The sequence below is a fragment of the Nocardia sp. NPDC050717 genome (assembly GCF_040654275.1).
Classification (GTDB): Bacteria; Actinomycetota; Actinomycetes; order Mycobacteriales; family Mycobacteriaceae; genus Nocardia.
On record NZ_JBFAHR010000015.1, the window covers coordinates 12,286 to 25,097 of the forward strand.

Here is a 12,812-nt window from a genome sequence, read left to right on the forward strand (position 1 = left end):
GCCGAAGGCGGACCTAGTGCGCGCCGGTCCCCGGCACGGTCACCGGCGGGGTGAACGGCGCCGGCATCTCGCCGTACGCGGCGAGGTCGACCTCGACGATCACCGGCCCCCGCAGCGCCACGGCGGCCTCGAGCACCGAATGCGCCTGCGCCGCACCGGAGATCCGCTGATACGGCACCCCGATCGACTGGGCGAGCAGGGCGAAGTCAGGGGTGACGAGGTCGACGCCATAGGTCTCCTGACCGCCGCCCTTCTGCATGTTGCGCAGCACGCCGTAGCCGCCGTCGTTGCAGACCAGCAGCACCAGCCACGGCTTCTCCTGGGCCATGGTGAGCAGTTCGCCGAAGTGCACCGCCAGACCACCGTCGCCGACCAGGCCGAGCGTCGGCCTGGTCTCGTCGGCCAGTGCCGCGCCGATGGCCATGCCGAGGCCCTGCCCGATTCCCCCGCCACGGGGGAAGACATTGGACTTCGGGTCGTGGATGGGCAGCAGCCGGTTGCCCCACGAACTCGACGCGATCGTCACGTCCCTGGCGATCACCGAGTCCAGGGGCAGGACGGCGCGGACCGCGTCGCACAGCGTCGCGTGATCGCCGAGGCCGGCCCGCTGGTTCGCGCGGACCTGCTCGCGGGTCGAGCGAGCACGGTCGGTCCACTCGGCATCGGCGGGGGCCACGCCGGCGGACAGCAGGGCGTCCAGGAACTCACCGACATCGGCGACGACGCCCGCCTGCGCGGGATACACGCGGCCGATGGCCCGCTCGTCGAGGTCGACCTGGACGTGCGTGGCGGGCACCGGCATCGAATAGTCGCCGGTCTCGTTGGACCGGAAGTGGGTGCCCAGCGAGAGCAGCACGTCGGCGTCGGCGAGCAGGGCCCGGCCCAGCGGCGAGTTGCCGTAGTTGCCGACGCACTGCGGGTGGTCCTCGGCGACGGCGCCGCGGCCGGAGTTGCTGGTGAGCAGTGCCGCGCCCCACCGTTCGACCAGCTCGGTGAGCCGCGAACCCGCCTGTGCCACACCGCCGCCCGCCCAGATCACCGGGCGCCGCGCGCCGCGCAGCAGCTCGACCGCCGCAGCGACCCGGGCCGGATCGGCAGGGTCCGGGGCGGCGACGGCCACGCGCTGCGGGGTGACGGTCTGCGCGGCGTACTGCAGGTCGATCGGCCATTCGATACTCACCGGCCCGCTCGGCGTCTCGAGCGCCCTGGCGATGCCGTCGCGCAGCACCTTGGCCGCGCTGCCTGCGTCCGGAATCGTCGCCGCGTAGGCGGAGACGGCCGTGAGCATGCCGAGCTGATCCTTGGTCTCGTGGATGAAGCCGCGGCCGGAGCCCAGGTACCGGCTCTCCACATTGCCGGTCACGTGCAGCACCGAGGTGCCCGCGCTGAGCGATTCGATCAGCGAGCCCGCCGCGTTGCCCGCGCCGGTGCCGGTGCTGGTGAGCGCGCAGCCCAGACCACCGGTGGCCCTGGCATACCCGTCGGCGGCGCTGACCGCGGTGGCCTCGTGCCGCACCGGCACGAAGCGCAGCTGCTTGCTGACGGCCTGTACCAGCGGCTGGTTGTGCACGCTGACGATGCCGAACACGGTGTCGACGCCGGCCTCGCGCAGCACCTGGACGAGCAGGTCACCGCCGTTGCCGGTGATCTCGGAGCTCATGATGGGGTTCCCTTCGTTCTCAGACATAGCGCGCCACTCCCCCGTCCACCTCGACGGTGGTGCCGGTGACATAGGACGCGCGGGGCGAGAGCAGCGTCGCGATGATGGCGGCGACCTCGTCGGCCCGGCCGAACCGGCCGAGGCCGACCCCGCGATCCGCGGCGATCTCGGCCTCCCACGCGGCGAAACTCGCCGCGGACCCGGACTCCTCGTAGCGGCGGCGCCACTGCCCGGTGTCGACGAGACCGAGGGCCACGGAGTTCACCCGCACGCCGCGACCGGCCAGTTCCAGCGACAGCGATTTGCTCAGGTTGAGCAGACCCGCCCTGGCCGCACTGGTGGTGACCAGTCGGGGCTCGGGCTGGCGGGCCAGCACCGCGTTGATGTTCACGACCGCGGCCACCGGTGACACGCACAGGTGGGGCAGGGCCGCGTCGACGGTGTTGAGGACACCGGCGAACTTCAGGTCGAGCTCGTCGCGCCAGTCGTCGAGGGTGACCTGGTCGCGCGGTTTCATCCGGGACCCGCCCGCGTTGTTGACCAGGCCGTCGAGGCCGCCGAACCGGTCGGCCGCCGCCGCGACGAGGCGCTGCACGGCGGCGGTCTCGCGGACGTCGCACGCCGCAGCCATGACCCGCTCGGTCGCCCCGAGCGGGGCCAGAACCGCGTCGAGACGCCCCTGATCGCGGGCACAGGTGACGACATTGGCGCCCTCGCCGAGCAGCAGTTCCACCGTGGCGAGCCCGATCCCGGAGCTGCCGCCGGTGACCAGGTAGGTGCGGTCTTTCATCTGCAGGTCCATCGGTGGATTCCTCTGCGGTGTCGGGGTTTTCGGTGGACGTGGCTGGTCAGTGGAGGACGAAGCCGCCGTTGACCACCAGCTGCTGGCCGGTGATGTAGGCGGCCTCGGGCCCCATCAGGAACGCGACAGCGCCGACCAGGTCCGCGGGCCGCTGTGGACGCGGCAGCGCCCGGTTGAGCCGGTACAGCTCGTGCCGGTGCTCGGGAACCATGGCCGCGGACTCCGATTCGGTGAGTCCGGGCGAGACGGTGTTCACGGTGATGCCGTACGGGCCGAGATCGCGCGACATGGTCCTGGTCAGCGCGGCCACCCCGCCCTTGGAGGCGATGTAGTGCGCGAGCCGGGGCGAGCCGTAGAGGGCGGCGTCGGAGCCGATGGTGACGATCCGGCCGTCGCCGTGGTCGATGAGCGAGGGCACCAGCGCCCGGCACACCAGGAAGGTGCCGCGCAGGTTCACGTTCAGCACGCGATCCCAGTCGTCCACGGCCAGTTCGTGGACGGCCTTGCCGCCGACGCCGTCGGCGAGGGCGGCGTTGTTCACCAGTCCGTAGATCGGTCCGTCGGCGGTGACGGTGTCGGCCATCGCCTGGACGGACTCGGCCGAGCGCAGGTCGACCTCGACGAAACGAGCATCGAACCCGGCCGCCGCGAGCTCGGCCGCGGCGGCATCGCCCCAGTCGGCGCGGATGTCGGCGAGCCACAGGCGCACGCCCTCGGCGCCGAGCCTGCGCGCGATGGCCAGGCCGAGTCCGCGGCCGGCGCCGGTGACGACGACGGTGCGGCCCGCCAGGCCGTCGGCATCGGTCGGCACGTCAGTCCCTCGTGATCCCGTGCATGACCGAGGTCTCCGGGTAGGTCGGGATCTGCGGCTTCTGCGCGCCGATGATCACGCAGAACAGGGCGTCGACGTCGCCGGTGTTCTTCAGGCTGCGCGGGACACCCGCCGGGACGACGATCATGTCGCGGTAGCCGAGGGTGCGCTTCTCAACCTTGCCGTCCCGGTGGATGCCGACCTCGACCTGTCCCTCCAGGACGAAGAAGGCCTCTTCGACGTCGTGGTGGGTGTGCTCGGGGCCCTCGCCGCCGGGCGGGAGCAGCATGTTGGAGAAGGTGAAGCCGCGCGAGGGGATCGTGCGGTGGTCGCCCTCGTGGTTGCCGGTGGCGCCGGAGCCGACGTAGCGGATCTGGGCGCGGCGGAACTGCGGGCCCGCCTTCTCCTGGAAGGACAGGGTGTCGAAGTCCTCGTGGCGGCTGGCGCGGGTGAGGATCAGCGAGTCGGTGTATTCGGCCAGGTCGGCGGAGTCGTAGTCGAGGGTGCCGGGGGCGGTCGTGCTGGTCATGGTGTTCTCCTTGCTAGTGGTTGTGCAGGCGCTCGGTGATGTGGACGAAGGATTCGAACCAGGCGTTGAAGGCGGCGGGCCGCTCCTGATTGGCCAGGTGCCCGGCCCCGTGCACGGTGACGAGGACGGCGCCGGGAATGCCGCCGGCCAGGACCTGCCCCGCGGGCAGTCCGGTGACCGTGTCGGCGTCGCCGCACAGGATCAGCGTCGGGATGTCGATCCCGGCGAGGTCGGCGGTGTGGTCGGTGGCGGCCATCGACTCGGCCGCGCCGCGGTAGCCCGGCAACCGGATGGCCGCGGCCATGGCCGCCACCGCCGCCTCGACCTCGCCGGGTGTCGCCGTGTCGGACAACAGCTTCGGTGCGCGGCGCGCCGCGAAACCGGCCGGACCCAGCGCGGCGAGCTCGTCGGCGCGTGCGCGCATCGCGGCCGCGCCGTCGGCGCTCGCGGCGGAGCCGACGGTGGAGCTGCCGAGTACCAGGCTGCGGACGAGCTCGGGGTGGCGCAGCGCGAGCCGGGTGGCGATCACCCCGCCCCAGGACATCCCGAGCAGGTGCGCGCCGGTGGCACCGCAGCGCTCCCGGATCACCGCCGCGGCGGTGTCGGCGTAGTCGTCGAGCGTGAGCGGGTCGGCCGGATCGGCCGAGCGGGCGTAGCCGGGGGCGTCCCAGGCCAGCAGCCGCAGCCGTGCACCCAGTTCCTCGAACTGCGGGGCGAAAGTGTCGGCGCTGCCGCCTATTCCGTGCAGCATCAGCACGGCGGGGCCGGTGCCGAGGTCGGTGACATGCAGGTCGGCCATGGCGTTATCCGATCAGCGCGGGTCGATGGAGCAGGGTGGCCAGCGAGCGCAGGACCGCGTACGGCACGACCGCGCTGGTGCGGGGGTTGTCGGCGCTGGGCAGGTTCTCGATCTGGAATCGGTACCGGCCCATCGGCCCTGCGGCGGTGATCTCGTGCCGGGTCAGGTCCGCGTCGGGCGCCGCGATCAGTTGCACCCGCACGATGTCCCAGTCCCGCACCGCGAACGACACGGCGGCCGCGACATTGAGCGAACGGGGGAAGAGCCGGGCCGCTTCGGCGGCGTCGCCTTCGAACACGGTCATCGGTGCCGACGCCGTCTCGATCGCGGTGGCCCGTTCGGCGTCCATCCACGGCTGGACCAGGGCGGCGGGCTTTTTCGTCGTCCGCACGGTGACCGTCTCGAAGGGGGCCGCGTCCGCGGCGGCGGCGAGCAGGTCGAGTCCACCGATCGCGCCCGAGGTGCACAGCACCCGGCCGGGACCGCCGTCGCGCAGACGCCGCGCGAGCTCGGGATCGACGAGCGCGCCCGCCGAGGAGATCAGCAGATCGCGGCCCGCGGCGAGGATGCGCTCGGCGTGCTCGGCCACCACCGCCTGGCCCGCGCACTCGACGATCACGTCGCTGGCGGCGATGGCGTCGTCGAGGTCGGTCTGCGGCACCGGCGCGTCGGCCTGCGGCTGCTGGTCGACGATCGCGACCAGCCGTGCGCCCGGGAGCGCGCCGTCGAGCAGGCGGGCCGCGACGACCCGGCCGATGCTGCCGTAGCCGAGGACCGCCACCCGGGCGTTCACCGGCCCACCGCCCCGGACACCAGCGCCGGAAAGCGTTCGAACGCACTGGGATCGGCGATGCCGGCCATGTGCTCGCGCACCTGCTTGGACGGCGGGCCCGCGGTGCCCCACAGATCGGAGAGCTCCGGCACCCGGCGCCACACCTTGCACAGCCACCGGTCCTCGTCGACCTGGGCGATGCCGGAGGTGTACTCACACACCAGCCCGGCGGGGTCGGCGAAGTAGGAGAAGGTGTTGTCGCCCGGTCCGTGCTTGCCCGGCCCCCACAGCGGCAGCACGCCGTGATGCCGCAGCCGCCCGATGCCGCGCATGAAGTGGTCGACGGTGGGCATCTCGTAGGCGACGTGGTTCACCGAGGTCCACCTGGCCTGATTGAACGCGATGCTGTGGTGATCGGCGTTGCAGCGCAGGAAGGCCATCTGGTGTTCGGACCAGTCCGAGACCCGCATGCCGAGCACGTCGCGGTAGAACTCGACGGCGGCGTCGATGTCGACGGTGTTGAGCACGACGTGGGTGACGCCGACCGGAACCGCGTCGTCGCGGCCCAGTTTCGGTACCGCGAGCGCGTCGGCGAGCAGCTCGACGACCCGGCCCTCCAGATCGACGAACGACACCCCGTAGCCGCCGCCGACGGTATCGGTCGGGCCGGGGCCGGCGAGGATCGCGAGGCCGCGCAGCTCGAGGCGACGGGCCGCGGCGTCCACCTCGGCGGGCGTACCGACGGCGAAGGTGATGCGGCCCAGTCCGTTTCGGTCGGCCGCGGTGAGTTGCAGCGCGTGGTGCTGCTCACCGGTGCCGCGCAGCCAGGCCGCGTCGGTCCCCTGCTCCACCACACGCAGGCCCCAGACCTCCGAGTAGAAGTCCGTGGACGCGGCGCAGGCCGTGGTCCGCAGCTCGACCGAGCGCAGGGACCGCAGACGCGCGATCGGTTCGTTCATGACATGGCCTCCAGTAGCTGATATCTCAATATTTTAGCGCTCAACTATATGGGCGGGAAGGGGTCGCGGGAATTTCTTTCCGGTGCGGTGCGGTCAGCCCGCCCAGGGATTCGGCTGCTCGTCGAGCCCGAAGTAGACGCTCTTCTGCCGGGAATAGGCGGCGATGCCCGCCCGCCCCTTCTCCACGCCGAGCCCGCTCTCCTTCACGCCACCGAAGGGCGTGGAGATACTGAACTGCTTGTAGGTGTTGATCCAGACGGTGCCGGCCTGCAGGCGGCGCGCCAGCCGCCAGGCCGCGCGATAGTCCGCGGTCCAGATACCCGCGGCCAGCCCGTAGACCGAGTCGTTCGCCTGCGCGAGCAGGTCGGCTTCGTCGTCGAAGGGCAGCGCCACCAGGACCGGGCCGAAGATCTCCTCCTGGCAGGTGCGGGAATCGTTGGGCAGCCCCTCGATCACCGTCGGCGGGTAGTAGGCGCCGTCGCGCAGCCGCGGCTCGTCGGGAATCGTTCCGCCACAGCGGATCCGGCCCCCTTCGGCACGGGCCCGCTCGACATGGCGGGCGACCGCGTCACGGTGCGCGCGGTGCACCATCGGCGCCACGCGAGTGTCGGGATCGAGGCCGGGCCCCATGCGCAGCCGGGCGGCCTTGGCGACCACCCGGTCGACGACCTCGTCGTAGCGGCGCCGGTCGACGAACAGCCGCGAGCCCGCGACACAGCTCTGTCCGGTGGAGGAGAAGATGCCGTACAGGATGCCGTTGACCGCCTGCTCGAGGTCGGCGTCGGCGAGCACGATGGTCGGCGACTTGCCGCCGAGCTCGAGCGAGACCGGCATGAGTTTCTCGGCGGCGGTATGCGCGATCATCCGGCCGGTCCTGGTGCCGCCGGTGAAGCTCACCTTGCCGACTCCGGGGTGCGTGACGATGGCGTCACCGATCACCGAACCGCGCCCCGGCAGCACCGAGAGCAGTCCGCTCGGCAGTCCCGCCTCGTCGATGATCCGGCCCAGCGCCAGCGAGACCAGCGGGGTCCACTCGGCGGGCTTGAGCACCACCGCGTTGCCCGCGGCGAGCGCGGGCGCGATCTTCTGCGCGTCGCTGGCCACCGGTGAGTTCCACGGCGTGATGGCGCCGACGACGCCGATCGGCTCGTGCACGCTCAGGGTCAGCGCGCTCCCGCGCCGGGTGGTCAGGTCCTCGTCGGCGGTCTCGAGCACGGCGGCGAAGTAGCGGAACGTGCCCGCCGCGCTGGCGACCAGCGCGCGCGTTTCGGTGAGCGTCTTGCCGGTGTTGTAGGTCTGCAGCAGGGCCAGCCGGGCGGCCGCGCGGTCGATGCCGTCGGCGATGCGGTGCAGGAAGCGGGCCCGTTCGTGCGGGAGCAGATCCCGCCAGCCCGGCGCCGCGGCCGCCGCGGCCCCGAGGTCGACGGCGGTGTCGACGTCCTCGACGGTGGCCTGGGTGACGATCTGCAGGGTCTGGCCGGTCGCGGGGTCGACGACCGCGCCCTCGGGCCCGGTCCCCCGCTTCCAGCAGCCGCCGATCAGGATCTCGTCCGCGACCGGCTCGAAACCGGCCGCCGTGTGCACCGCGGTCATCGGGAGATCTCTTCGAGGGTGCGCTCCTTGGTCTCGACCGCGAACAGCGCGACCACCGCCGCGCCGACGAGCGCGACCAGGCCGAACATCACGAACAACACCGTCAGCGAACTGCCCGTGCCCACCACGAACCCGACCACCAGGGGCCCGACGATGATGCCGAGCCGCCCGGCCGCACCGCCGAACGCACAGCCGAGGGCGCGCATCCGGGTGGGGTACAACTCGGCGGCGTAGACGTAGAGCGCCATGTTCACCGCGAAGACGAACAGGGCCGATCCGGCGGACCAGAACAGCACCTGGGTCGCCGAGCCCGTACCCACCGCGGCCAGCATGAACAGCATCGTGCTGCACAGGACCATCGACACCGAGATGCAGACGCGGCGCCCGACACCGTCGATGAGCAACGCCACGACGACGCAGCCGACGAGGCCGGCCACCGAGGTGACGATGCTGTAGCGCAGCGCGGTGTCGACGTCGAGGTCGAAAGCCTTGTGATACAGCGTGGGCAGCCAGGAGGCGATGCCGTAGTTGACGAAGTAGGCGGTGAGCCAGATGGCCGCGAGCATCAGGGTGCGCCGCAGGTAGACACCGTGGAACAGCTCGACGAACCGGGCCCGCTTGACCTCGACCTCGACGGCGGGCAACGGCGTCGCGGGCGGCAGGGTCTTGCCGTACCTGGTGGCGATCTCCTCCTCGATCGCCTCCATCGCGGCCTCGGCCTCGGCCAACCGGCCGCGCGAGGCGAGCCAGCGCGGCGACTCGGGCAGATTGCGCAGCAGCGGCAGCAGCAGGACGGGCAGCGCGCCGAGCGCGAACAGCACCTTGTAGCCGAAGTTCGGCACCACCCACGCGGAGACCACCGCGGAGGCGACCAGGCCGATCGGGAAGATCACCTCGTACATCAGGACGAACCGGCCGCGGCGATGCGCCTTGGTGATCTCGCCGATGTAGCTGGCCGCCACCGGCACCTCCGCGCCGAGCCCGATGCCCTGCACGAACCGGAAGACCAGGAACAGCACCAGACTGTCGGTGAACGCCATGCCCAGGCTCATCAGCGCGTACAGCGCGAGCGACCCCATGATCACGTTGAGCCGGCCCACCCGATCGGCCAGCCAGCCGCCGCCGAGCGCACCGGCCAGCATGCCGATGCCGCCGATCGCGATCACCCAGGCGATCGCCGCCGAGGACAGACCCCACTTGGGCGCCAGTTCCGGCAGCGAGTACGCGATCATCAGCTGATCGAAGCCGTCGAAGAAGGTGACGGCGCCGACGATCACCCGGGCTTTGACGTGCCAGCGGCTCATCGGCAAGCGCTCGAGCCGAGCGCTGATCATCTCGGCCGTCGCGGCCGTGCGGGGCGAAACCATGGTCATGAGGTTCCTCTGACGGGTAGGTGCCATTTACCTAAGCGCTAAATAGCTTAGGGCTTAGATGTAAGCTGACCCACAGGGGCTACGTCAAGGGTTGACTTCACAGCATACGTAATGGTATTGAACGCCGATGAGCCCCGATCGACGGATCGGGGCTCATCGGTGGGGGCTCTCGCGCCTCATCCCGCGCGGGAACCGGCCTGACGCTCGAGGCGAGGGACATCGGCGTTGCCGCCGCCGCGATGCGAACGAATCAGCAGCGCCGCCCGGAGATGACAGATGCCGGTGACGGAATTCAGATCGAAACCGGTCAGCTGGCTGATTCTCTTCAATCGATAGTCGACGGTGTTGGTGTGCACGAACAGTTCGCGCGCGGTGCGCGAGCGCTGCAAATTGGTCGCCATGTAGACCTCGAGTGTCTGCAGCAGCTCCGGATGCGCTTCCAGGGCATCGACGACCGAACTGAGGTGCTCGCGCGCGGGACCCGGCCGGGTGAGCTGATACTCGAACGCCAATTCGTGCGGCCGGTACACCTTGCTCGGACCCCCGAGCCGGTGCACGATCTCGACCAGCTCGTGCACCTGCTCGGCCGCACGGGGAATCTCGGCAGGCACCGCCGACATCACCACCGCGCGCACCGGAACCCGGGCGGCGTCGGACAGACCGGCGATCAGCGCGTCGAGGGCCGGTTCGTCGAACTCCGCGACGGGCAGCAGCAGCGTGCCGCCTTCGACGCTGAGCAGCGAGAGCACCTTGCCCACACACCGGTTCGCGAGTTCGGCCTGCACCCGGCGCAGCTTGCGCCGGGCGACCACGTTGCCGTCCAGGTCGGGATCGACTTCGTCGGGATGCGCGGGCAGCGCGAGCGCGAGGACGTGATAGCAGTCGGCGATCTCGATGCCGCACTCGCGCGCCATCGTCGAGGTGCTCTGGCCGCCGAGCAGGGCCGAGGTCAGGGTGTGGACGGCGGTGTGGTGCTCGCTGACCACCGAGCGCAGCTCGCGCACATAGGCCGCCGAGACCGCCGAGGTGATCATGCTCTGCACCTCGGTGAGCCGGCGGGCCACCTTGACGACCATGTCCTGATCGTGGCCGGTGACATTGGTGATGACGAGGTCGAAGCCGAGCTTGAACCCCTCGTGTACGGCGTTGTGGATCGTGTCGATCGGAATGCCCTCGCGCGCCCAGTCGGCGGCCGCGGCCTGGATGCGCTCCATGCGGCCGGGCTGGTCACGGCCGTCGAGCATGCTCCTGGTCAGTTCGAGACACACCCGCGTCACCGTGGTGACGTCACCGTCGAGCGCCTCGCCGGGCAGCGTTCCGCAGGGCACGACGTTTTCGATGAAATGTCCCACCATCTGGCGGGAGATCGCGCGGACGTCGCGCAGCGGGGTCGAGACCGGACGGCCCGCGGCGGTCAGAAAGGGGGTGATGGAGGTCGATACAGCCATGGAGAATCCTTCCCACCCAGATCACTGAGCAAGCCCCCAATCTACCCGCCGGTAGTAATCGGTGTCCCGGGTTCATTTGTGATAGGCGGCAACGGAATTCGGAAAGGTCTATGGATTGTGACAAGGAGGCGGCATCGGACCGCGCGTCACCGCCGAGGCCGAATCGCTGTCGGACGAATTCATGGACAGGATTCCGTTGCCCGACACCGGTTTCTCCGAATTCGGCCCAGCCCTCCCGACCGGCCTGCCGGTCCCCGTGGCGAGAATGTCTCTGTGTCGAATACTGAGGAGAGCCCTGCGGGGGTGGAGGTGGCGCGGTGGCGTGGCGGTGTGGTGTTCAGCCCGGGGCTGATGGCATTCACCGGGGGCATCGGCGACACGGCCGCGCACGCGCACGCCGCGGTGCAGGTACTGTTCGTCGCCCGCGGCGCGCTCACCCTCACCGACGCGGCCGGTCGCACCACGCTCGCGCACGCAGCGATCATCCCGCCGGGTGTGGGCCATCAGGTCAGTGCCGAACCCGGCACCAGCGGGTTCGTCGCGTTCCTCGATCCCGATTCCGTGACCGCGCAAGCCGCCCTCGCGCGGTTGGCCGGGCTACCCGGCGATCACGCCATGAGCTGGGTCGCCGCCGCCCGTCCGCGCCCGCCGTCGCCACACGCTCCGGCTCGGCGAAAGCGCACGCATCCGGTCGTCCCCGAGGCGCTGCGCGCCGCGACCGCCTGGCCGGGCGGCCCACCCGCGCTCGGCGAACTCGCCGGCCGGGTGGGGATCTCGGGCAGCCGCCTGTCGCACGTGTTCACCGAACACGTGGGGTTGCCGTATGCGGCATGGCGGCGCTGGACCCGGTTGCATCAGGCTTTCGCCGTGGTGCGTGCCGGCGGCTCCTTGACCGGGGCCGCCCACGCCGCCGGGTTCGCCGACAGCGCTCATCTGACCCGCACCTGCCGCGACCTGATCGGCATCACCCCGACCGAGGCGCTGATCGCCACCGGCTGGCGACCCGCACCTGCGGGGCGCGGTGAAGTCGGCTGATTTCTTCAAGCCCGCGCCCGGTCCGGACGCGACGCTGAGTCCCATGACGTCCACGCTCGTCCGAGCCCTCATCCGCTACGGCTACGTCCCGTTCATGCTGCTCGGTGTCAACGGCGCCGGCATCGCCCTGGCCGCCACCGGCGCGCACAAGGCCTGGTTGATCGCCCTGCTCGCGGTCGCGGTCGCGGCATCGTTCATCGCCGAACGACTACTGCCGTATCAGGATTCCTGGAACAGCTCCCAGGGTGACCTCGGCCGCGACACCGCCCACGGCTTCGTCAACGAAACTCTCATCCTCGCGAGCGTCGCCGCCGTCCCCGCACTCGCCGCGCTCGTCCCCGGTGCCGGGATCTGGCCGCACGACGCGCCGTTCGCCGTGCAGGTCCTGGCCGCTGTTCTCGCCGCCGATCTCGGCATCACCCTGGCCCACTACGCCAGCCACAAGATCGGGGTGCTGTGGCGGTTCCACGCCGTGCACCACAGCGTCACCCGCTTCTACGGGCTCAACGGGCTGATGAAACACCCGCTGCATCAAATGATCGAGACGACCGCCGGGGTCACCCCGCTGCTGCTGGCCGGAATCCCGGTGCCCGTCGCCGCCGCGCTGTCGCTGGCGGTGGCGGTGCAGCTGCTGTTACAGCACTCCAACGCCGACTATCGCGTCGGACCGTTCACGCGCGTCCTGGCACTCAACGAAGGCCACCGCTTCCACCACCTCAAATGGGCCGGTGTCGGCGATGTCAACTTCGGTCTGTTCACCCTCGTCTGGGACCACCTGCTCCGCACCTACAGCTACGACCCCGCGCGCCGGTTCACCAGCGCCGACCTCGGGATGGCCGCGAAACCCGACTACCCGGCCGGCTACCTGGCGCAGCTCGCGGAACCGTTCACCCGGCACGGTGCCTGCCACGTCGCGGCCGGCACCACCCGGCCGGAATCCCCCGACCAGGTCGCAACCGGCTGACCATGCGATTCTCGCGGCGAACCGCCCGGAGCAGTGGTGAATCGGCGGCGGCACCGCGCAATGCCGC

The 12,812-nt window shown here is 70.9% G+C and carries 12 protein-coding genes; 2 read left to right on the plus strand and 10 right to left on the minus strand.

Translation table 11 applies throughout. From position 1 onward, the window contains the following. Nucleotides 1-13: 13 nt before the first annotated feature. The 10 genes from AB0H56_RS25675 to AB0H56_RS25720 all read right to left on the minus strand — a co-directional run bounded on the left by AB0H56_RS25675 (nucleotide 14) and on the right by AB0H56_RS25720 (nucleotide 10,746). Nucleotides 14-1,660 (minus strand): thiamine pyrophosphate-binding protein, encoded by a 1,647-nt coding sequence (locus AB0H56_RS25675; protein ID WP_357167849.1) that lies wholly within the window; start codon nucleotides 1,658-1,660, stop codon nucleotides 14-16. Between the two features lie 19 nt (nucleotides 1,661-1,679). After that, nucleotides 1,680-2,462 carry an SDR family oxidoreductase gene (locus AB0H56_RS25680; RefSeq protein WP_357167851.1) on the minus strand — a complete coding sequence of 261 codons (783 nt, stop codon included), beginning with the start codon at nucleotides 2,460-2,462 and terminating at the stop codon, nucleotides 1,680-1,682. Between the two features lie 46 nt (nucleotides 2,463-2,508). Next, the gene (locus AB0H56_RS25685; protein WP_357167853.1) at nucleotides 2,509-3,273 is read right to left on the minus strand and encodes a 3-oxoacyl-ACP reductase family protein; all 765 of its coding nucleotides are present in this window, start codon (nucleotides 3,271-3,273) and stop codon (nucleotides 2,509-2,511) included. A gap of 1 nt (nucleotide 3,274) precedes the next feature. After that, entirely contained in the window at nucleotides 3,275-3,802 is a 528-nt protein-coding gene (locus AB0H56_RS25690) for a cupin domain-containing protein (RefSeq protein ID WP_357167855.1), read from the minus strand. 13 nt (nucleotides 3,803-3,815) lie between these two features. Next, nucleotides 3,816-4,601 (minus strand): alpha/beta hydrolase, encoded by a 786-nt coding sequence (locus AB0H56_RS25695; RefSeq protein ID WP_357167857.1) that lies wholly within the window; start codon nucleotides 4,599-4,601, stop codon nucleotides 3,816-3,818. Between the two features lie 4 nt (nucleotides 4,602-4,605). Next, entirely contained in the window at nucleotides 4,606-5,394 is a 789-nt protein-coding gene (locus AB0H56_RS25700) for an aspartate dehydrogenase domain-containing protein (RefSeq protein WP_357167859.1), read from the minus strand. Beyond that, nucleotides 5,391-6,332 (minus strand): VOC family protein, encoded by a 942-nt coding sequence (locus AB0H56_RS25705; RefSeq protein ID WP_357167861.1) that lies wholly within the window; start codon nucleotides 6,330-6,332, stop codon nucleotides 5,391-5,393. Before AB0H56_RS25705 ends, AB0H56_RS25700 begins: the two co-directional genes overlap by 4 nt. A 93-nt stretch (nucleotides 6,333-6,425) precedes the next feature. Then, entirely contained in the window at nucleotides 6,426-7,925 is a 1,500-nt protein-coding gene (locus AB0H56_RS25710) for an aldehyde dehydrogenase (protein ID WP_357167863.1), read from the minus strand. Beyond that, the gene (locus tag AB0H56_RS25715) at nucleotides 7,922-9,298 is read right to left on the minus strand and encodes an MFS transporter (RefSeq protein ID WP_357167865.1); all 1,377 of its coding nucleotides are present in this window, start codon (nucleotides 9,296-9,298) and stop codon (nucleotides 7,922-7,924) included. Before AB0H56_RS25715 ends, AB0H56_RS25710 begins: the two co-directional genes overlap by 4 nt. Before the next feature lie 176 nt (nucleotides 9,299-9,474). Next, nucleotides 9,475-10,746, minus strand: a complete 1,272-nt coding sequence (locus AB0H56_RS25720) for a helix-turn-helix domain-containing protein (RefSeq protein ID WP_357167867.1) — start codon at nucleotides 10,744-10,746, stop codon at nucleotides 9,475-9,477. Between the two features lie 273 nt (nucleotides 10,747-11,019). On the opposite strand from AB0H56_RS25720, the gene AB0H56_RS25725 reads away from it, so the two are divergent. Continuing rightward, the gene (locus tag AB0H56_RS25725) at nucleotides 11,020-11,781 is read left to right on the plus strand and encodes an AraC family transcriptional regulator (RefSeq protein ID WP_357167869.1); all 762 of its coding nucleotides are present in this window, start codon (nucleotides 11,020-11,022) and stop codon (nucleotides 11,779-11,781) included. A gap of 43 nt (nucleotides 11,782-11,824) precedes the next feature. Beyond that, a complete protein-coding gene (locus tag AB0H56_RS25730; protein WP_357167871.1) occupies nucleotides 11,825-12,745 on the plus strand; it encodes a sterol desaturase family protein in 921 nt (306 codons plus the stop codon). Nucleotides 12,746-12,812 lie beyond the last annotated feature (67 nt).

Bases quoted from the DNA above. Each gene is read 5' to 3' on its own strand.
- AB0H56_RS25675 (WP_357167849.1), bottom strand. From the start codon at position 1,660: ATGAGCTCCGAGATCACCGGCAACGGCGGTGACCTGCTCGTCCAGGTG.
- AB0H56_RS25680 (WP_357167851.1), bottom strand. From the start codon at position 2,462: ATGGACCTGCAGATGAAAGACCGCACCTACCTGGTCACCGGCGGCAGC.
- AB0H56_RS25690 (WP_357167855.1), bottom strand. From the start codon at position 3,802: ATGACCAGCACGACCGCCCCCGGCACCCTCGACTACGACTCCGCCGAC.
- AB0H56_RS25695 (WP_357167857.1), bottom strand. From the start codon at position 4,601: ATGGCCGACCTGCATGTCACCGACCTCGGCACCGGCCCCGCCGTGCTG.
- AB0H56_RS25705 (WP_357167861.1), bottom strand. From the start codon at position 6,332: ATGAACGAACCGATCGCGCGTCTGCGGTCCCTGCGCTCGGTCGAGCTG.
- AB0H56_RS25710 (WP_357167863.1), bottom strand. From the start codon at position 7,925: ATGACCGCGGTGCACACGGCGGCCGGTTTCGAGCCGGTCGCGGACGAG.
- AB0H56_RS25715 (WP_357167865.1), bottom strand. From the start codon at position 9,298: ATGACCATGGTTTCGCCCCGCACGGCCGCGACGGCCGAGATGATCAGC.
- AB0H56_RS25720 (WP_357167867.1), bottom strand. From the start codon at position 10,746: ATGGCTGTATCGACCTCCATCACCCCCTTTCTGACCGCCGCGGGCCGT.
- AB0H56_RS25730 (WP_357167871.1), top strand. From the start codon at position 11,825: ATGACGTCCACGCTCGTCCGAGCCCTCATCCGCTACGGCTACGTCCCG.